The following is a 21,151-nucleotide window of genomic DNA, read 5'->3' on the forward strand; positions in this document are numbered from 1 at the left end:
TTAGAAAGCTTCGGTAAAATTAAAATAAAGTCCGGTAGAGTGTCTTCCAACACCAAAGTCTATTCTCACATTCATGCGGGGTTGTACCTCGTAACGATAACCTATTCCTGTATTTGGAACAAATCTTTTAATTTCGCTTAATTCGGGGGCAATTGTTCCTAAACCTCCCCATAATGTAACGCCATGTTTACTTAAAGTATCATCACGTTTTAAAAACGTATGACGCCATTCAGAAACAAGATACATGCCTGTTTTATCGCGATATTGTCCAATAAGATATCCGCGTAAGGCATTTGTTCCTCCAAGTGCGGTGAGTTCTTGGTAAGGTATATCGCCCTTAGTGATACGTCCGTAAAATTTAAAGGCTAAAATATTTCCTGGTCTGTGTATTTGAAAATAACTTCTAACGTCGTATTCGTAAACTTGGTAGGTGTTATTACTTCCTAAATAATTGCCATAAAACCCAGTAGAAAGGTGTGCGTACCAACCTTTCCAAGCATTTACTGTAACATCTCGGCTGTCGTAATTAACAGAGAATAACATCCCGCTGTTAAAGTTGTTTGGGCCATATTTTAGGTAGTCTGGATCTTGTGCCATTAATGGATTTACAGAAGTAACATGCGTATTATTTAAATCGACCCCAACGCCTAAATACAGATCTTTTTTTACTCGCATTAAAACCGTAGGATTAAAAACGGTATACTGTCTATTATAGGCGGTGGTTGAATCGCCTAGAGGAACGTTTTCTGCATTGTCGATACCTACTCCAAAATAATTATCCTCGGCATTAGAATACCTTAAGCGCGCATTAACTCTGAGCTTGTCTTCTAACCAAAAGGATTGTAAAGCGGTACCAATTTGAAAATTTCCTTTCGTACTTATAAAGGTGTTTATAGGTATTGATGAACGCTGAATCAGACTGTCGCTTCTATTGGTTTTAAAGGTGTACAGAAAACCACCTCCTATAAGTAAACCATTATCTGGTGTATACCCAGGACCAGCCAATATGCTTAAAAAAGGTTCGCCCGCTTCAATTTTTGCTGCTTTTTTGGCTTTACGTTCAGACATAAATTTTTTAATGCCATCAAATTGGGCATAACCCGAAAAACCAACGAGTAATAAAATAAATACTAATAGGGTTTTTAATAATTTCATATTATGGTGCACTTCCGTTACAGTGGTTTGTTAGTCGTTATAATTAAGACTCTGGTAGCCTAAACTTATATTGGCTGCAAAGGCTTTGATTTATAAAACGTAATTATAGCAATGGTTTTACTTGTAAAGGTAAGTTTTTTAAAGTTTTTAAATTTTGTTTTATACCCGATAAAAAGTCGCCTTGACTAGGTTTTCCTGATAAAGGTAAAATAACGGCACTGTAAATACCTTTATCCTGAAGTGTTTTAATGCTTTCTGCTTTGGGCTTAGCTTCCCAAATTAAGGTAGTTACAGGTGTGTTTTCTATAAGGTGTTTTAACTCATGCATTTTGTCGTGGTTTATCACATCTGTAGGTTCCCAATGTAAACTTTTTCCTTTAATTCCATAGGCGTCTTGAAAGTATTGATAAACGGGATGCGAAAAAATAACAGGATTCTGCATTTGCTCACCCACACTTTTAAATTCCTGGTCTAGTTCTAAAAGTTCTTGTGATAAGGCGTTAAAATTACTATTGAAAGTTGTTTCTAAATTAGGAAATTTTTCTGTTAATGCATTTTTTATTGCAAGCGCTTGTGCGTTAGCAAATTCTAAGTTAAGCCAAGTTGTATATGCCGTGCCGGTATGGGTGTGAGCTTTTTCATCGCCATGGCTATGTGTAAACACCTCGCCATTTCCTAATAATTGGTTTTCAAAAGATGCACCTGTGTTAATAATAATATCGTCTGGTAACGATGTATTCATTAACCATTTTTCGTAGGTCGCTCCATTAATAAAAACAAAATCGGCCTGTTGCATAGCGGCAATAGTATCTGTTTCTGGTGTCCACATGGCAGGCTCAGACAACTCACTGGCAGGAAAATGTAACTCAATAGCCAATCCTCCAATGCGATTAGCAAAATAGTATAAAGGGTAATTAGTTACATACACCACAGGGGTGTGCATGTGCTGTGTGGTTGATGTCTCTTCTGATTTTTTCTCTTGTTTACAAGAAAAAAATGATATGCTCATGATAAAAAGTAAGGCTGAAAAAAGTCTCATAATTTTTATGTTAAAAAGTTGTCTATAAGGGATTGCCCGAAATGATTTAAAAGTAAAGTGTATCCCCATGCTAAAAGTGTACTGATCCCTAAAATTAAAACAATTTCTATAGTTAATAATTGAAAAATAAATCCTCTTGCAGCACCAATTCGTTTCATGGTGTTTAATTCGGATGCGCGTAATTGAGCTGATAGTATAAACACCAAAGTACAAATAGCGAGTGTTGCTAAACCTATAGTTATTGCAGCTAAAATTAATAAATTCCGAATAGAAAATACGGTTTTAAGCAATTCTGTAATGATGTGGATCGGTGCAATCATTTGGACGTTGCCTACTTCATTTTCGTATCTGCCACGTAACATTAATCCCGATTTTTTATCTTTAGGTACGGCAATGATTGCATCTATGGGAAACTCTTTTTGATTGCCATGGAAGTGAAAAGAATCGATGTTTTCTTTTGTGATTTCTGTATAGGATAACACAGCTGAATTGGCTACTACGTTGGTTTCTGTTTTTGATATAATTAAACTATCGGCTATTTTAGTATTTAATTCTTGATGTCCATGGGCAATTCCTGCAATTACCCAAGTGGTTTTTATATCAACAAAAACAGCCTGGTCGTCTGGGGTGTTAACTTGATTTAAAACACCTACCACTTTCATTTTAAGCGGAAAACTACCAGCAATATCGAAAGCTCCTGCGGGAGAAGACAATATAAAGTCGCCCACTTTGGCATTTAAAATTGCTGATGCTTTAGCTCCTAAAACACATTCCCCCAGAATGGCCATAGGCCGTCCTGCATTAAATGTTAAGTCTCTAAATTTAAAGTAAACAGTATTTGTTCCAACTATGGGTTGATTTTTAACATTATATTTTAAATGTAACGGAATCGCTTCGGCTAAATGTGTTTTGTTGATTTTATTTACTTCGTGATAAGGAATGGGAGGTAATTGGGCGGTTTTAAAATATAAAGCACTTAAATTTAATTCTGTTGGGCTACCCTTTGCTCCAATTAATAAAGGAGTGTCTTGAGCGCGTTGTATCATGTTTTTCGACCCACTATTGGTTAAGGAATTTAAGCCTAATGGAATAAATATAATAAGACTTACCGAGAGTATAAGCACCACAGTTTTTAACTTATGGTAGTTTAAATAGCGCCATGCCATGTAGAATACTTGTATCATAAGGCAAAACGTTTTACATCAATAATACGTTCAAAACGACTTAGAATGTCTTGATCGTGTGTAACCATTACTAAAGTCGTTTTATGTGTTTTACTGTATTCAAAAAGTATATCTAAAATAAGATCGCGATTTATTGGATCTAGATTGGCTGTGGGCTCATCGCATAAGAGTATTTTAGGTTTTGTAATTAATGCACGGCATACTGCAACGCGTTGTCTTTCTCCTTGCGATAAATGTTTTGGGTAACGCAGTAGTTTATCATTTAAACCAACCATTTCAGCTAATTGTTCTGCCCGTTGTTTAAGATTAGAATGCTGTTCAAGAATAGAATTTATACGATAAGGGAGTAATATGTTATCTAAAACATTTAAATAAGTTAGCAATTCGAATTCCTGAAAAATAAGTCCCATTCTAAGTATCCTGAAATCATTTCGATCTCTTTTTTTAAAATCTGAAAGAACTATCTCATCAATGGTTACAGTGCCAGAATTTGGGGTTAACAAACTTGAAATAAGGTGAATTAAAGTTGTTTTTCCGCAGCCACTGGGGCCAATAATAGCCAATTGCTCACCTTCCGAAATTTGTAATTCGGTTATATTTAATCCAAAGGTTGTATTTGGATAGTTGAATTGTATAGCGTTACATTGTATCATGGGGTCGAGGAGGCTATGACGGTTCGGTTTTCAGAATTTAATGTTATGGCTGCAATTTTCCAAACATTATCGTTATGATGCATGGTAATAACCCCTGTATAACGATTTTGTCTGTAGTGAATGTGTTGTAAATGCTTTACACGTGCGGTAACAACCCATTCGGTTGGGTATTCAAAAGTGGTATCGTTAGGCGAAGCTTCAATTAATGAATCAACCGACTCTATTTTTACGTTTTGTACCGTAACTTCGGCACCTTCTCGGAGACCACTGTTTAATAAGCGGCGACTATCTAGATATAAATCATCAATTAAATTGTCGTCTACAGTTTTAGATAAATCGTTAAATAATTGTTCTTCATCTGTGTTGTTAAAAGCCGTATAAGTGTCGTATAGCACTTGGGTTAAAATAAGTGTCACATCCTGTTGGTTTGGTGCATGAGGAACATACCACGGATTTGCTAACTTAAATAGGATAGGTAATGAACATAGCGCAAGAGCCAAAATACCTAAGCTTATTACAGGTTTCTTACGTTGTATATTTAAAGCCTTATGTATCTTTTTATATCGCGGCCAGAAAATAATGACTACGAGTAATAAGATTAGGCTTAATGCAGGTACGGGGAGTAAACCGGAAGCTATGGTGTTTTTAATAATCGGCAGTAAGACGTCTTTACCTAATGTTATATAAAGTGTTAAAATATAAAGGATTAAAAGAGTACCTACAATTGGATATACTTTTGCAGAAACCTTTCGCTTTGAAAGTGCTGAAGTAATTGTATAGACTACAGTAAATATAAGGGCTAAAATTATGAAAAATCCTACTGTTTGTGCTGGCGCATAGGATATGGTATTTGAAGCAAAACTAGACATGTAAATCCCGCAAGCTACACTAGAACCAGCAAAAATTAATTGATGTAAGGTTGTGTTTTTAATCACATTAAATCCAAACTGTATGCACATGTATAAGGTAGCTGAAACTACAAGTGCAAGAGTGTAAAAGGACTCCTGAAGCCAAAATCCTAAAACTAGTCCAAGAACCAATGGCAGACCAAAAACCAATACCTGTTGGCTCAATTTCGCTGTTTTAGACCAACCTAGCCATCCAGCAAGTATTTTTACATAAACAATACATAAAACGGGGATGCTTGGTAATAGAGAAGGAGCGACCCAGAATATAGTACTTTCATATAGCATACATCCGCAAGCCAAAATTCCTATAATTACACTAATGTTAAACCTGTATTTTTCTAGTTTGGCGCTAGATGTTATAAGGTGAATTACATCTAAAAAAGAAAAACTCAAAGCAAAAGCTAAGGAGACTCCGATGAATATTCCGAAAAGGATAAAAATATGATATAATGTTGTATCGTGGTTGGAATACATGAGGGGAGCTGAAGTCTGTAATATAGCACTTCCGAAAGCCAAGCCTAATAAAGTAGCTACTACGATGGTTGAAGAAGCTTTAAAAGGAAATTTTTGTTGAGTGAGTGTATAAAGTACGAGAATAATTGTTAAAGTGTAGGTTAATATGGCGGGTAAATAGACCATGATTTTTACTAGCTCTTTTATGGCTAAATAATGACCGATGGCTAATGCAATAGAAAACGTTAAACCTGTAAATAGAATCGTTTTCGTTTTAATTTTAAAAGATAATAAAGCCAAGAGTAGTAATAATAATGGAGCGATAGAAAGCGGTATGCGCATGCCTTTTACAGCCGCTTCTTTTAGAATAAACCAGATAGAGGGCGCTTTCGGAATTACATAATATGGACGTATAGAACTTAAAGTTGTGTTGAATGTTCGGCCATCCAGCATTTCAATGGCTAATAAAATATCTACGGGACTTCCTTGTAATCCGTCTATGCCAATACGTTGACCTTCTAATACGACATTTGTGCAATTTATGGTCCAAGTTTGCCGTTTTGTGTTTTCATTTCCACTTATCATGGCTTCTCCGAGAGGTGAGCATAAGTCAGGAAGTAAAGGTGTTGCTTTAAGAACTTTTCCCTGCATAACGGGCAAAACATAAACCACTTGAAACACTCCAGGTTTAGTCTCTCTTAACTCAAGTCGTGCAGGAAAAACAATATCTGCTTGTACTGGGTTGGCGTATAGGAAGACATATAGGCAACTTATTATAAAGAGGACATGTTTTAAATTATTGCTCATTAATAAATGCTTTTGCTTCGCCTTCATAAATAACATCGTACTGTTGAAGTATGTCTGTGTAGAATTGATCTTTACTAGCTTGTTCTTCTTTATATCTTATTTCGTCAACAATATCGCCTTTCACTAGATCGAGAGGCAAAAGAGCAGGTGGTGTATATTCTGTAATATATATGGCGTGAAGTCCGTATGTGGAAGCAATAGGACCAACCCATTCCCCTTGAGGCAATCCTTCAAGTTTTTTTGAAAACCCTGTGCCAAAATTTCTGTCGACTTGGAAAGTGTCATAATTAGAGTAGGTGTTTTCAAGCAAAATGGGATCTCCAAATTTTAAGCCATCTTCAGGGCTTAAGCTTTTAGAATTTAAATTGGCGATTATATTTTTTGCATACGCTTCTAGAGATTCCGGATGTAAATCTTTACTAAAATATAATTGTGTAAAAGAAAATTTTGCAGGCTTTAAATACTTGTCTTGGCGCAGAGTGTAAAAGGCTTTAATATCTTCTTCAGAAATATTTTTTTGCTGATTTTGTGTGCTTGCTAAAATATCCATTTGCATAATAACGGCACGTTTTACCATGGCATTATTTTTATCTATGCCCTGCTTTAAAGCTTCTTGATAGGTAACTTCGTCTTTAATATAACTCTGTAGTAGGCCCGAAAATTCTTCTTTTGTAGGTTGACGTTGCCAGGTTCTTTGCCAAGAAGCTAAAAGGTAGGCAAATTCGGCATCGCCAATAATAATACGTCTGTCGTGTTGCGACGGTAATTTTGGGCCAAAAACAATTAGTAAAACGATGGCAAATAATACACCAAAAATTAAAATACGGATAAATGGTTTTTTCATTTAATTGGTATATAAAACGGTTTGAATTAATTAGACTAAAGTAATAATTTAGATTGGTTTAGTAGGTTTAAAATAAATTTATCGGCAAGGAAAGGATGTTTTAAAATATAAATTGAGAAGATTTTTGCTCCAAAAAAGTGTAAAAAAAATCTTATATTTTATAGCGGTCCTATGTTTTTCGATAAGTGATTTTATACTAAAGGTACGAGCAATTGATTGAGAGATTATCCTAGTGTAGCTTTGGGTTTAAAACTTTTTAAAGTGGAAGGTGTATCCTAATAATATTCCGAAGGAATTATAAGAAGCTTCGGTAATGGTTCGACTTCCTTTTAATAAGGTGTTTTCGTTAGGGTCGGTTATACTGCCTTCTTGTAAGTAGTTGTCTGTAGATCCGGTACTAAATAGAAATCCTAAACTTAAGCTACTCTGAGTTCGGTTTAAGGTGAAGCCTGTGGCAAAATGATAAATATCCCAACTGCTTATGGTTGTTTTTATACCGGGTTCGTCTCTCAGACTTTTGTCGAAATACGACATGTCTGTACGTGCGCTTAAGTATAAAAATAAATTTTCTTTTAGTTTGTACTCATATCCTAGTGCTACGTTTACTACAGATTTTGCGGCAGCTCTCACATTCATAAATTCGTCACTTGTTAATTGCGGTGCTAATTCTTCTGGGCGTACAAAAGTGTTATTGGCAACATTCATAATATTGTATTCGTCTATAGCTGCATAGTATTGTATTGAAAAACCTATATGGGAACGTGATCCTACATAATTGACACCAGCAGAAACCGATAAGGGAGATTTAAACTTCGATTTTAATTCTGTTTGGCGATCGGTAGCGACACCCGAAACCCTGTTGTCGTCTATAAGTTTTAGGTTTACAGCAGCAACATCTTCTGCCACCGAACCTATACCCATTATGTTTATTGAAGGAGTTGTAAGTGTAAGTCCTGCTCGCCATTTATCTTTTTGATAAGAGACTCCTAGTTTTGCAGCATAGCGTACATTGTAATAATCGACGTTTTGACTTATTTTTCCACTTAAAGTGGTTTCGTTACCATCGTTTAAAAATACATACGACGAGAAATTTCTGAGATATGTTTGCGATCTCACGGTAAACATATTGGTAAGTCCTACAGACCAATTATCGTTTAATTTTCTGGCCGCTCCAAAGGCTATTAAAACTTCCGAAAGTTTATCAGAAATGGCCGATTCTCCTATCAATTCTTCGGCACCTGGACTTTCAATATTATCAATAATATCATAATCGCCGTCCACTCGTGCGATTCCTTTAAAGTTAAATTGAACAGGAGCCATAAAGCCGTAGCCAATTTTCCAGCGATCGTCTTTGGTGTTAATCATACCTCCTGCAAGCAAGGGGATGGAGGCCAATTGAGAGCTTTTAAAATCGGCTTTATTCCCAATAGCATTAGCAATCTTGATGTTTTCAATACTGTAGGCATTTGCATTCACAGAGATTGACGAACTGTCTAAAAACCCTAATGCTCCAGGGTTGTAAAATAGCATGGTGTTGTCTTTTGTGCCTCCAACAACTGCGCCCGAGAGCAGGGCAGATTCAGTTCCAAATTGTTGGGTCCAATAATTCGTGTCTTGTGCCTGTGTTTTTAAACTAAAACACAAGTAAAGCGAGCAGCTTAATGTAAGGTATATAAGAGATTTCATTGTCGTTTATTTGGGTTGCATTGATTTTTGATGTTTTTATTCTGAAGCTAAATGTATTCTAGCAATGGTTTAACAGATAGACATGTTACATATCGCCTCCTAATGCCAAGAACAAGTTGGTTCTTTGTACGATTTTTTCACCTTTAATACTTAATAAATCGGTTTGAGATTTAAAGAAATCCATTTGCTGATCTATTAAATCTCGCATATCTGTTTTTCCTACTTTATATCTAATTTTTTCTAGTTCGAAAGCGCGTTCATTATTTTTTACAGATTCAAGGATGTTAACCTCTCTAGAGTCCAGGGTGTTAACAGCGTTAAGCGCACTTTCTACATCGGCCAAGGCGTTTAAAACAGTCTGGCTATATACTTCTATGGCTTGTTGTTGTTGGGTGTTCCGGATGTTAACATTAGCTTTTAAAGCACCGCCTTGATATATGGGTGCAACAAGTTTTCCTCCGATACTTCTAATAGGATTAGAAAAATTATCTGCCAATACAATTAATTGTCTAGTGTCTAATAATCCTAAACTCGCGGTTAAATTTAGTTGCGGTAATCTGGCAGCATTGGCTTCGCCCACACGGTAAAAAGCAGCATTAAATCTGTTTTGAGCAGCTAAGATATCCGGGCGTCTTTCTAAAATTTGAGCAGGTATACCGGCAGGAATATGGCCATTACTTTCTGGTAGTTCTGTATTGGTTTCAATGTCTGCACATGGGTATCTGCCAAGTAATAATTCCAAAGCCCGTAACTGATTGTTATACGCCAATTCCAACTGAAAAAGGGCGTCATTAAATTTATTTAATGTGGCTTTAGAAAGCGCAATATCAATCTCGGTACCTATACCCACATCAAAACGGTTTTGGGAAATGGTTTCCATGTCTTGCGAAAGTTTAATCATTTCTTTCGCTAAATTAATTTGAAGATACGTTTCTGTTGCTAAATAATAAGTTTTTGTAATCATAGCAGCTATAGATAATTGCGCAAAAGAATTTTCGTTAGCGATAGCCTCATAGTTTGCTATTTCTGCACTTCTCGCACTTCTTAGTTTTCCCCAAATATCGAGTTCCCAAGATGCAGCAAAAATTCCGCCGTTAAGACCATTACTACCAAGATCTCCTCCTAATTTTGTCGATTCGTTTCCTAAAATAGATAGGGCAGGTCTTAACGCTGCTCGAGCCGATTCTACATAACCATTCGCTTCTGTAACTCTTAGGCTGCTAATGCGTAAATCTTGATTGTAAATTAAAGCTTCCTGAACTAAAGAGTCTAAAGTAGGGTTGTTAAAGGTGCTTAACCAATTGTTGTTAATTTGTAGCGTGTCGATACTGTTTTGCCATGTAGAGGGCAATATAAAATTGGCGAAAGCTTCTTTCTGTAAATCTTCACTTTCTGTAGGTTGTTTTACAGCGCAAGTATAGAAGCAGCCACAGCAAGCCAAAACCAATAATAACTTTAATATACCATGTAAACCCTTTTGCATATTAATGAAGTTTTAGTACTAGCCAATCTAGTTTCGTGCTTACTCTTACAATGACCTTTCTTACTAAATGAATTAGTTTCCCGTGCTCGGTATAAATAGCTCCTGCACCAACGGCTCCAGGGGCTAGAAATAAATCTTTATCGTCCTCTAAAACTTTTAATCGAACAGCAAATCGGCCTTCTTCAAAATGTGTTTCTTGGGTGTCGGGTAGTTTTCCGCTTGCCGTTATTTGACCTTGTGCATTTGCCCAAACGATATGCTCGACTTCGCATTTTATAATATGATTAGGATAGGTTCGTAAAGCAACTTCTGCTGGATCCCCATGTTTTACATATCGTATTTCATTCTGACTATAGAGAGCAACTAACCATTGTTCATCCTCAATAAAGGTCATAACAGGTTTTAAAGGTAATTGTACCGCCATTGCTCCAGGACGTAATTGTAGGTTCACCACACGGCCATCTGCAGGGGCGTAAAATACGGTTTGAGTTAATTTCCATTGGGCTTCTCTTAGCTCAACTTTGGCTTGTTCTAGATCGGCTCTTGCTTGAGTGATTTCGGAAAGTTCGCCATCTGAAGACACTGCAGATATTTTTTGTAAATATTGTAAACGTTGCGATTGGGCTACAGCTTTTTGGGCTTGTAGGTTTCTTAAATTGGCTTGTGCTTGTTCGTAGTCGAATTTAGATCCCGCTCCTAAAGTAGCCAGTTCTTGTGTTTGTTGCTCTCGTTTTATTGCGAGTTCTAATTGTGCATCTATCACACTAATATTGCTTGTCGCTGCTGCTATTTGTTGTTCTAATTCTTTGTCGTATGCTTTGGCACTAATAACTTTTGCCTCTAAATACGGAATACGAGCCTCTAGGTTGTTAATTTTTAGTTGAAATGGTTCTGGATCTATTTTAAATAATACATCGCCCTTTTTTACATGTTGATTAGGCTTTACAGGAACCTCTATAACTTTACCCGTTACCGTTGGTACCACTTCAACATTATAATTTAATACCCGAACATCGTGTGAGGATGGCGCGACTATATTTAAAAATAAAATTAATAGACTAATAGCTACTACTGGTATAATGTATACAATAACTTGAGTTACCGTATTCCAAGGTAAAAGTTTGAATTTAAAAAAGATGAGCCAAACAATGCCGGCATATATTAGGAGTAATAATATTTCCATAAGTTAGTTTTAAGAGGTGGTTACTTTAAAAATGTTATTCTGGAGTTTCTTCTAAAGGAGGATTCGTTTTTTGATCTTCTTTCTTTTCTTTAAATTCTTTAAGTGTTTCTTCGTGATAATGTCCTTGGTCTGTGCCATAAGCCATTTTGTAAAAAACAGGTTTGCTATAGGCCCACAACCAAGCTAAAGGCCAAAGTAATCCTCCAAAAATTAGAGATAAAATACATAAGATTTTAATAGCTTCAGCCTGCGGATGATTTCGCTTTTCTGCAACTTTCTCAGGAAGTACATGAACAAATAAGAATAAACAAATACCCGCTATAGGAGCTACAATTAAGGCTACCCAGCTTATAGCCTCGGCTATAGTATCTTCTAGACCACCACCATGTTCGTTTGCAGAACTAATTAGAGGGATAAAAAGAAAACTAAGAAAAAGATAGGTTTTTTTTAAAGGAAGTAGATGCATACGAGTTGGTTTTTGATAATAGGTTGTTATGCTTTGGTTCCTATAAATATAAATTATTTTTTCGGGAATTGAACATGTAACTCCCTTGAATATAAATATTTAATTGCTGAGGTTGAGCTTATGTCTAGTAAAGGCTGTAAAAAGTTAAATCTTTAGATTTTTGAACGTTATTACGGGCTTGATTACATAATTTATCATTATTGAATTCTGTCAGCAAAAAATAAAGTTCAAAAAAAAGCAAGCCTATAAATTTATAAGCTTGCTTTTGTGTATCTCTAGGAATATGTTCTTATTCCTCTTTGACTTCTACGATTTCGTACATGTCTTTTCCGTCAACTTGGATAGGTTGGTAGTAAGTGTCACCAAATTGAACGTAAGTTTGGTCTCCAATTTTGGTTTCTTCTCCACCTTCAGGTAAACTTGGTACAATGGTACCTGCTGTTGCAGGAACTACCGTGTAGCCTTCAGCACTTTTTTCGTAATAAGCTCCACCGTAATAGTAGTTATTGGTAGTTTCTGTTACCGCTACGGTTTGTGCTTCTGCTGGTAGAGTTTGTACAGTGGCCCCAACAGGTGCTTGTACTACGGTGTACCCGCCATTTCCTGCTTGATAATATACCCCGTTATCGTAATGGTATTGTTGGTTTTCTATGCTAACTATAATGGCTGTAGTGGCTATACTAGCAACAAAGAATCCCCATGGGTGCCAAGCTGGTCCCCAATAAAACGGACGGTAAGGGTGGTAGTAGTACGGTCTGTGACAATAATATCCACGTCCGCCATATCGGTATGGTGGTCTAGAATAATGTCTCGGGCTATTTCTTACTCGTGTGTTGTGTTGGTTATTAAGTCTAACATTTTTACTGTTGTCAACGTTTATATTTACGTTTCTCTTGCTTTTGTCTATGTTAACCTTATTACCACTCTTGTTTTTAATATTCGAGGTTTTTTTATTACCTATGTTAGAAGTTTTCTTGTTTCCAATAGAGGTGTTTTTATTTCTATTGGTAGTCGATGTTTTAGATTTTATACCCGAATTACTTGCCTTATTACCAATTTTAGACTTCGATGTTGTAGACGTTTTTGGTAAAGAACGGTTAGATGATTTGTTAAACCCTCCGTTAATACTTGATCTTTTTGCAGATGAAGTAGATGTTTTTGGTCTGCTTATATTTCCAGACGATCTTGAAGGTGCATGTGTTGTTGCTCTACCGCCGCCACCTCGTGAGGCACCGCCACCGTGATTAAAACGTTGCGCTTGAATTTCTGAAGGCAACAAAAAGGTTAGTAAAACGGCAAGGAAACCGATTTTAAACTGAGTTTGTATATTTTGAATTTTCATGAGATGAGTTTTTTAATTTAGTAATTAATAATTCGTTTTAAGATTTAGCAATTAAAACGCTAATTAATCGGGCACTTGCTGGCGGTGCAAATTCGAAAATATCATCATTCAATTCTGGGTTTAATTGCCAGTCACTAAATGATGCATGGTATTTCATATCGTCTTTTTTCTTATAGGTAATTTCAAATTGCTTAGGAAGCGAATGTGCCTCATCAGAAATCCAAATCTTTCCTAACATGTTGTCGTTTTCAACAGTAATAAGGGCACATTCTTCACCGCCTACAACCTCAAGGCCTTCGTAAGAAATACGGTTAAAGTGTTCTATTAAATCATCTGTAAACGATGGGTAAAAGAAATCTGCCGCAGGGAAATCCATTTCAAATTTATCATGCATAAAATCAATCATGCTAATGATGTTATCTGGAGCCTCAACTGTTATGTAATTGTTTTCACTGTAAGAGTAAAATGTAATTAACTCTCCGTTATACCAATACCCACGGTGCTTATCTATACTATGCGTTTTAACTAACATTTTATCTGGACCCGCCATTTTAATATCGCATTCTGTGGCATGTTGCGTTACTTTTTTATCGGCGTCAAGAACATCGTTAATAATGCTTAAATGGAAAGATACCGTGCTTAACTCTCCAATGGCTTCACCCATTTGGTCTAGAAGTACAATAGCATCTAGGTCAATTTGTTTTTCCGAACTCTGTGCAGACACAAGGCAAGGTAAAATGCTTAAAACAAATACTATAATGTGTTTTTTCATTGTTTTCATTTTTAATAAATTATAATTTGGTTTATAAAATTCGTAATAAATAAGGTGCTTTTTGCTATTTCCATTCAAAGAGTTAATGTCTATGTGGTTCAAAAAGAACTTATGTAAATATAATTTAAAATTTCAAAAACCTATTAACTCTTAAATTTAATAGACGAACTGTTATAAAGTTAGTGTAAAATGTAGGGATATAAAAAAAAGATAAAAATTGTAATTTGAATTTAGGATAAATTTTATTTTTATGGGTGAAGGGAGTGAATAAAAATTGTTAGTTTCTATTATTTTGATACCTTTAATTTTTAAAACGGATAATTTAATTTATTTATAAATGCACTTTAGTAAGCTTGATTTTAATGACTGTTTTAGGCATGTATTGAAGATAATGGCATGGGTGTTTTTATTTGTTTTATTACTTTTTGTTACCAGCCTGAGTGCAAAAGCACAAGTTAATGAAGATTCTGGTATCGAGGATAATGATTTTACCCAACAATTGTGGTTTGATTTTGATCCGAGTTGGGATGTAGGAGATAACCAGAAAATTATGGGCGAATTTGGGTATCGTACCATTTGGCCCAAAAGTTGGCATAGATATATTGTAAGAGCATCCTATCAATATGATTCAGATGGTATGATTTTTAAAAAATTCAAGCATACCGAATCTCTAACATTTGGTACAGGTTTATTTCTTTTAACCAGTAAAACCAGTCATAATTCTTTCGAAATTAGACCGTATCAAGGCTATAAATTTGCATTCGATTTACGTCCGAGAGTGCAATTACAACAATATATAAGACTAGAAGAACGCTTTGTTTTTTCTAATGAGGAAGATAACCAAGTTTTTGGTATGCGTTTGAGATATCAAATTAAAGCCATATTTAATTTACAAGGATTTATGTTTGTTGAGGGTAGAGGTTTCTATTTACCAGTATCGGTAGAAGGTTTCTTTAATATGGTACAAGCTTCCGAATTTAACGACGTTATTAGGATAACGCCTGGAATGGGATATCAGTTTGATCCTGATTTTAAAGTTGAAGGCACTTTAGGATATCACTATACAAGGCAAGATGCCGATAAATTAGTAAGAACTAACGACATCGTATTTAGATTCCGAATTATTAAAACATTTAGATAATAAACTATTCTGTAACCCTTATTTTTTGTTTTGATACTATGTTTCTTGAAGAATTTCCGACTTGTAAAATATAAACTCCTTTTTCTACCTCCCAAGATTTTGTGTCAACATTATAAAACGCCAATTCTTTAATCGGAATTTCAAGGGATACCGTTTGCGTTTTACCAGAATCCACATGTACTTTTGTAAAGGCTTTTAATGCTTTTGAAGCTCTTTCAACCTTCGAGTTGGGCTTGCTAACATATACCTGAACTACTTCTTTACCATCAAATTTTCCTGTGTTTTCTATAGTCACTTTTATAGACAAGATATCGGTGTCTGTGTATTCTGTTTGGTTTGTTTTAATATCGGAAAATTCAAAGGAGGTATAAGATAAACCATAGCCAAATGGGTATAATGGTTCAATATGTTTTGTGTCAAACCAACGGTAACCAACCAAAAGGCCTTCCTTGTAGCGTACACTTTCGTTGCCCGGAAAACTATTGGTGGCATGAGCAGGCGAATCGTTAATGTGTTTTGGCATAGTCCAAGGTAATTTTCCAGACGGATTTATGGTACCTAGAAGGACATCGGCCAAAGCATTTCCACCTTCCGAGCCGTTAAACCAACTCCAAACCAAAGTATGCGATTTGTCTTTAATAGTCCCTAAATCGTAAGGTGCACCAGCAATCATTACCACTATAGTGTTTGGGTTAACCTCTAACACTTTTTGTATAAGCTCTTCCTGACCGAAGGGTAGATTTAGATTTTGTCTATCTGAAGCTTCGGTTTCATAATCTCGATTAGAGCCAGCAAAAATAATAGCAATATCAGAGGTTTTAGCGGCGGTTAACGCTTCTTCAAGTTTTGTGGCATCTAATTGGTCTATAGTTGTTGGTCCTTGAAGGGTGACCTCTTCTTTTTGGTCGTTTTCATTTTTAGAATACCGCTCTAAGTAGCCTTCGGCGTATTGTATGGTAATGCCTTTAGGAAGCCTATTTTGTAATCCTTCTAAAGGTGTGACTTCTCGATTGGTTTTAACACCTGCACCAAAACCGCCTAAAGCATTTTTTTTGGTAGCGTTATTGCCTATAACCGCAATAGATTTTACACCCTCTAGTTGAAGTGGTAATGTGTTGTTCTCGTTTTTTAATAAAATAATCGATTCTGCAGCAATATCGTAAGCATCTTTAAAATGCGCTTGAGTAGCAAGGCTTCCTTGGGTTCTTCCTGTGCTATCTATCGCTTTTACTTGGTGTAGTACGTTTAATATACGTTTAACGTGTTTGTCTATCTCTGTTTCAGAAATTTCGCCAGCTTTTGCCGCAGCAATTAATTTATCGGCTAAAAAGAATTCATGGAAAGGTTTTGGAGTTCCCATTTCTATATCTAAACCATTTTCTAAAGTTTTTACGGTTGAGTGTACGGCTGCCCAGTCCGATACTATGATGCCTTTAAATCCCCATTCGTCGCGTAAAATAGTGTTCAACATATAATCATTCTCGCATAAATAATCGCCTCTAAATTTATTGTAAGCCCCCATCATACTATAAGCATTGGCTTTCTTTACAGTCGCTTCAAAAGCAGGGAGGTAAATTTCACGAAGTGTGCGTTCGTCTACCAAAACATCTACAGTTCCTCGGTTGGTTTCCTGGTTGTTCACTGCAAAATGCTTTACACAGGCCATAACATCGTTATCCTGAATGCCAATTACAAAAGGTACGGCTAGTGTTTTGTTTAAAAAAGGGTCTTCGGTAAAATACTCATATGTGCGACCTCCAAGTGGTGTTCTTATAATGTTTATAGCTGGCGATAAAACCATGTCTTTATGTCGGGCTCTTGCTTCTTGGCCAACACTATTTCCAAAAGTATAAGCTAACTCCGGATTCCATGTGGCAGCTAAACTTCCAGCGGCAGGATAGTAGGTGGCAAAGTCGTTAGTCCATCCTGCTGGCGACCAATTATCTTCAGATATTTCTTCGCGAATACCTAAAGGGCCATCGGCCATTCTGAGTTCTGGAACACCTAATCGTTCTACACCACCATTGGCAAACATGCTATTTCCATGAAGCATACCAACCTTTTCTTCTAAGGTCATTTGTGATATTAAAGTATCCACATGGCTCTCGAAATCAGAGATGTTAAAAGGTTTTGGCTGGTGGGCCGAGGTAATTGGTTTTTCAGGTTGGGAGATCTGTACTTCTGATTTTGTTTCAGATTTACAGCAGCTTAGGAGAAAAACTAAAACCAAAAGCGAATATGGGTATATATGTTTCATCTCAATATGTTTTAAAACTTTAGAATGTAATTAAAGTTGGTTGTTGAAATGAATAAAAGTAAAATAAATGCAGCTTGTTAGGTAATAGCTAATAATCGAATCCTGATATTATTTTTCTTTTAATGTACAATTTTAGTGTTTTCAAGAAGAGCGATTAGTATTCATGTTCTGTAATAGCGGAATAAATTCATCTGGTTTGCTTAAATAATGAATAAGCGGGGATAATGCTGTTAAGGATTTAGGATCTTCAATATATCCCGAAACAACTAGAGGTATATTTATAGTTTTAATAAGTTGCGTGAGTCTAGTAGGTATCGATTTAGAATGTTGTGTTATAAACATAGTAACCAGTAGGTCTGGTTTGGTTATGTCGGTCACCATTTTAATATTTTCGTCGGGTACATTTTGTCCAAGATAAAATACGCGCCAACCTATGTGTTGTGCCATGTAGGATGCTAGTAATAATCCAATTTCATGATCTTCATTTTCAGGTAAAAACAAAACGGCTTTAGGGGCATTCGCTAGAGGTTTTGGTAATAACTCTATGGCCGAAAATATTTTTTGCCGAATTAAATTCGATATAAAATGCTCTTGAGCCGGCATCACCTTATTTACTCCCCAGAGCACACCAACTTGAGCTAGAAAGGGATAGATAAGTCCTGTAATAGTTGAAATTAATCCGGTTTTTAAAATTTGAGCATTCATTACAAGGTCAAATTCATCCTCATTGAAGTTGATAGTGCTTAATATAAGAGCACTGACCTCGTCTTCGGGAGCTCCTTTCAACAAAATCTTAGACACTTGGGTGTTAATTTCCTCGTCTGTAAGCTTGTCAACTTGAGAAATTCTAAACCCATTACGTGTTAAAATACTAATGTTCAATAATTTTTTTAATTGCTCATCGGTATAATACCTAATGTTAGTGTCTGTACGTAAGGGTTCTATAAAGTTATAACGGCTTTCCCACTTCCTTAAAGTATGCGATTTTATGCCTGTTAAAGACACAATCTGAGCCATTGAATAATTACTCATGTCTAAGTGTTTGTAGGGCAAAGCTAAACAAAAAATCCAATTTAATCCTTGCTTTTTACATATTTGATGAACTTTATTGTCTAATTAAAATTAAAATAAGTTGGACAAATAAAATAAAATATATAGTTTTGTATAAGTTTAATTGCAAAAACATAGACATGAAAAACAAAATGAAATACCTAGTAGTATTATTTAGTTTGTTCATTGTTACTGTATCCTGTAATAATGATGACGATTCGAATGATATGGACCCCGCTCCAACACAGAATATTATTAAACTAGCACAAGACACCGATAACCTAAGTAGTTTGGTGGCGGCCTTAACTTTAGCAGATACCGAGCCGGGATCTGATTTAATAGGCACTTTAAGTGGCGATGGTCCCTTTACCGTTTTTGCGCCATCTAACCAGGCCTTTACAGATTTGTTAAATACTTTAGAAGATTATAATAGCCTTTCAGATTTTGATACTCCAGAAGGAAGAATAATGTTGGCTACTATACTAAAGTACCATGCTGTATCTGGAGCAACTGTGTTATCTAGTCAGTTAGAAGATAATCAAGAAATCACCACTGTTCAGGGAGAGACCTTAATGGTAGACATAAATGACGGAGTATTTCTGGAAGATGCTACCGAAACAAAATCGCAAGTTACGGTTGCCGATGTTATGGCGACTAACGGAGTTGTTCATATAGTAAATAAAGTACTTGTGCCACAAGCAGTTTTAGATGAAATTAATCGTGGAACCTTGGTAGATATTGCTTTAGGTAACGACGATTTATCTATTCTTGCCGCTGTAGTTGTAAAAACAGGATTGGTAGATGTCCTTAATAGCGACGGACCTTTTACGGTGTTTGCTCCTACAAATGAAGCTTTTGTAAATCTGTTAGATGCCTTAGGTAACGATTATAATAGTTTAGACGATTTTGATACGGAAGCAGAAATAGAGCTGTTACGAAATATTGTGTTGTATCACGCTATTCCTTCGGCAATCTATGCTACAGATTTGACTGAAACTTCGGTAGAAACGGCTTTTTCTGGTAATAATTTAGACGTTGTAAAATCTGGTGATACTTATGTTATTCAAGATGCAACAGGAGAAAATGCGAACATAATAATAGCCGATGTTAAGGCATCTAATGGTGTGGCTCATGTGATTGACCGTGTGTTGTTGCCCAATTAATTCCATTAAAATATATAATAATTAGTAGTTGGTTAGTAGTGTTTCCGGCAATCGATTAATACAGATTGCCGGTTTCTAAAAACAGTTTCAGTTTTAAAATATGATAAAAAAGAAGATTGTAATAATAGGTTCGGGATTTTCATCTTTAGCAGCGAGTTGTTATCTGGCTAAGGCAGGCTTCGATGTGACTGTTCTAGAAAAGAATGCTACTATTGGCGGACGAGCAAGACAGCTAAAAAAAGAAGGGTTTGTGTTCGATATTGGTCCGACGTTTTATTGGATGCCAGATGTTTTTGAGTCCTTCTTTAATGATTTCAATACCAAACCTTCAGATTTTTACAGATTAGAAAAATTAAATCCTGCCTACAAAATTTATTTCGATACCCATGATGCTATTAGTATTGAAAATGAATTTGATAAGATAAAAGCCACTTTCGAGAGTATAGAGCCGGGAAGTAGTAAAGCTTTACAAGGGTTTATAGACAATGCAGAATCGCATTATAATATTGCCATAAAAGATTTGGTGTATAACCCAGGAGAAAACCTAATGGAAATTGTGAACTTAAAAACCATAACCAAAATTAATGGATTTTTAACCACGATAAAAAAGCAAGTTTCCCGTTATGTTACGCATAAAAATCTTCAAAAAGTATTAGAATTTCCCGTTCTGTTTTTAGGAGCTAAACCTAGCAATACTCCCTCGTTTTATAATTTCATGAATTATGCCGATTTTAAACTAGGCACTTGGCATCCGTTAGGTGGTATGTATCAGGTGGTAAAAGCCATCGAAGATTTAGCACTTAGCTTGGGCGTAAAGATTGAAACCAATAGGGCAGTTACTAAGATTAATCTAGACGGAAAAAGAGTTAAATCTATTTCTACTGAAAACCAAGAGTATAGTTGCGATATCCTATTAAGCGGTGCCGATTATCACCATACAGAAACTTTATTACCAGAGAAATTTAGACAATATTCTGAAGCGTATTGGAATAAAAAAACATTCGCACCTTCGGCTTTATTATTCTTTGTAGGGTTCGATAAAAAAATAGAGAAGGTTTCGCATCATACCTTGTTTTTCGATACCGATTTTGAGACACATGCAGAAACCATTTACGACACCAAAACATGGCCAGATAAACCTTTGTTTTATGCCAGTTTTCCTAGTAAAACAGATGCAGTTGCGGCTCCCGAAGGTAAAGAGGCAGGCATTTTTTTAGTGCCTATAGCACCCGATTTAGAAGATACTCCACAAGTACGCGAACACTATTTTAAAACCTTAATAGATCGTTTAGAGAACATCGTTGGTGTAGAAGTTAAATCGCATATCCTGTTTAAAGAATCGTATTGTGTAAATGATTTCAAAGAAGACTATAGCTCCTATAAAGGGAATGCCTATGGTTTGGCAAATACCTTAACACAAACCCATGTGTTACGACCAAAATTAAAAAGTAAAAAAGTAGATAATTTATATTTCTGCGGACAATTAACTGTACCTGGACCTGGCGTACCACCGTCTTTAATTTCAGGTAAAATTGTCAGCGATTTAATCTTAAAATACACCTAGT

General features: G+C 35.8%; 17 protein-coding genes. 3 read left to right on the forward strand and 14 right to left on the reverse strand.

The window, feature by feature from the left end; translation table 11 throughout:
• The 12 genes from A9D35_RS14075 to A9D35_RS14130 form a co-directional block, all read right to left on the reverse strand.
• Positions 1 to 1,155 (reverse strand): BamA/TamA family outer membrane protein, encoded by a 1,155-nt coding sequence (locus A9D35_RS14075; RefSeq protein WP_066224038.1) that lies wholly within the window; start codon positions 1,153 to 1,155, stop codon positions 1 to 3.
• Positions 1,156 to 1,258: 103 nt separating this feature from the next.
• The gene (locus A9D35_RS14080) at positions 1,259 to 2,194 is read right to left on the reverse strand and encodes a metal ABC transporter substrate-binding protein (RefSeq protein ID WP_218017743.1); all 936 of its coding nucleotides are present in this window, start codon (positions 2,192 to 2,194) and stop codon (positions 1,259 to 1,261) included.
• 5 nt (positions 2,195 to 2,199) lie between these two features.
• Positions 2,200 to 3,378: an ABC transporter permease gene (locus tag A9D35_RS14085; protein WP_066224042.1), complete on the reverse strand. Its 1,179-nt coding sequence runs from the start codon at positions 3,376 to 3,378 to the stop codon at positions 2,200 to 2,202.
• Complete coding sequence (locus A9D35_RS14090) at positions 3,375 to 4,031, reverse strand: ABC transporter ATP-binding protein (RefSeq protein ID WP_066224044.1); 657 nt, start codon at positions 4,029 to 4,031, stop codon at positions 3,375 to 3,377. The genes A9D35_RS14085 and A9D35_RS14090 overlap by 4 nt, the downstream gene beginning before the upstream one ends.
• Positions 4,028 to 6,199: a hypothetical protein gene (locus tag A9D35_RS14095; RefSeq protein WP_066224046.1), complete on the reverse strand. Its 2,172-nt coding sequence runs from the start codon at positions 6,197 to 6,199 to the stop codon at positions 4,028 to 4,030. Before A9D35_RS14095 ends, A9D35_RS14090 begins: the two co-directional genes overlap by 4 nt.
• On the reverse strand, positions 6,189 to 7,043 hold the full coding sequence (locus tag A9D35_RS14100; RefSeq protein ID WP_066224048.1) for a peptidylprolyl isomerase: 855 nt from the start codon (positions 7,041 to 7,043) through the stop codon (positions 6,189 to 6,191). Before A9D35_RS14100 ends, A9D35_RS14095 begins: the two co-directional genes overlap by 11 nt.
• Before the next feature lie 246 nt (positions 7,044 to 7,289).
• Positions 7,290 to 8,729 carry an OmpP1/FadL family transporter gene (locus A9D35_RS14105; RefSeq protein ID WP_141675543.1) on the reverse strand — a complete coding sequence of 480 codons (1,440 nt, stop codon included), beginning with the start codon at positions 8,727 to 8,729 and terminating at the stop codon, positions 7,290 to 7,292.
• An 85-nt stretch (positions 8,730 to 8,814) separates the two neighbouring features.
• The gene (locus A9D35_RS14110) at positions 8,815 to 10,212 is read right to left on the reverse strand and encodes a TolC family protein (RefSeq protein ID WP_066224055.1); all 1,398 of its coding nucleotides are present in this window, start codon (positions 10,210 to 10,212) and stop codon (positions 8,815 to 8,817) included.
• 1 nt (position 10,213) lies between these two features.
• Positions 10,214 to 11,395: an HlyD family secretion protein gene (locus A9D35_RS14115; protein ID WP_066224057.1), complete on the reverse strand. Its 1,182-nt coding sequence runs from the start codon at positions 11,393 to 11,395 to the stop codon at positions 10,214 to 10,216.
• Between the two features lie 34 nt (positions 11,396 to 11,429).
• Complete coding sequence (locus A9D35_RS14120) at positions 11,430 to 11,861, reverse strand: DUF3302 domain-containing protein (protein ID WP_083191716.1); 432 nt, start codon at positions 11,859 to 11,861, stop codon at positions 11,430 to 11,432.
• 289 nt (positions 11,862 to 12,150) lie between these two features.
• Positions 12,151 to 13,203: a DUF6515 family protein gene (locus tag A9D35_RS14125; RefSeq protein ID WP_066224059.1), complete on the reverse strand. Its 1,053-nt coding sequence runs from the start codon at positions 13,201 to 13,203 to the stop codon at positions 12,151 to 12,153.
• A 37-nt stretch (positions 13,204 to 13,240) separates the two neighbouring features.
• Positions 13,241 to 13,975 carry a DUF2092 domain-containing protein gene (locus A9D35_RS14130; protein ID WP_066226122.1) on the reverse strand — a complete coding sequence of 245 codons (735 nt, stop codon included), beginning with the start codon at positions 13,973 to 13,975 and terminating at the stop codon, positions 13,241 to 13,243.
• 391 nt (positions 13,976 to 14,366) lie between these two features.
• Between A9D35_RS14130 and A9D35_RS14135 the strand changes: the two genes are divergently transcribed.
• On the forward strand, positions 14,367 to 15,116 hold the full coding sequence (locus A9D35_RS14135; protein ID WP_066224061.1) for a DUF2490 domain-containing protein: 750 nt from the start codon (positions 14,367 to 14,369) through the stop codon (positions 15,114 to 15,116).
• A 4-nt stretch (positions 15,117 to 15,120) separates the two neighbouring features.
• Here A9D35_RS14135 and A9D35_RS14140 read toward each other — a convergent pair whose 3' ends face one another.
• Entirely contained in the window at positions 15,121 to 17,373 is a 2,253-nt protein-coding gene (locus tag A9D35_RS14140) for a beta-glucosidase (RefSeq protein ID WP_141675545.1), read from the reverse strand.
• A gap of 141 nt (positions 17,374 to 17,514) precedes the next feature.
• Positions 17,515 to 18,405: a MerR family transcriptional regulator gene (locus tag A9D35_RS14145; RefSeq protein WP_066224063.1), complete on the reverse strand. Its 891-nt coding sequence runs from the start codon at positions 18,403 to 18,405 to the stop codon at positions 17,515 to 17,517.
• Positions 18,406 to 18,563: 158 nt separating this feature from the next.
• On the opposite strand from A9D35_RS14145, the gene A9D35_RS14150 reads away from it, so the two are divergent.
• Both A9D35_RS14150 and crtID read left to right on the forward strand, forming a co-directional pair.
• Positions 18,564 to 19,586, forward strand: a complete 1,023-nt coding sequence (locus tag A9D35_RS14150) for a fasciclin domain-containing protein (protein ID WP_066224064.1) — start codon at positions 18,564 to 18,566, stop codon at positions 19,584 to 19,586.
• Between the two features lie 100 nt (positions 19,587 to 19,686).
• Positions 19,687 to 21,150 carry a bifunctional phytoene desaturase/3,4-desaturase gene (crtID, locus tag A9D35_RS14155; protein WP_083191720.1) on the forward strand — a complete coding sequence of 488 codons (1,464 nt, stop codon included), beginning with the start codon at positions 19,687 to 19,689 and terminating at the stop codon, positions 21,148 to 21,150.
• Position 21,151: the final 1 nt, after the last annotated feature.

The sequence above is a fragment of the Formosa haliotis genome (assembly GCF_001685485.1).
Taxonomy (GTDB): Bacteria; Bacteroidota; Bacteroidia; order Flavobacteriales; family Flavobacteriaceae; genus Formosa; species Formosa haliotis.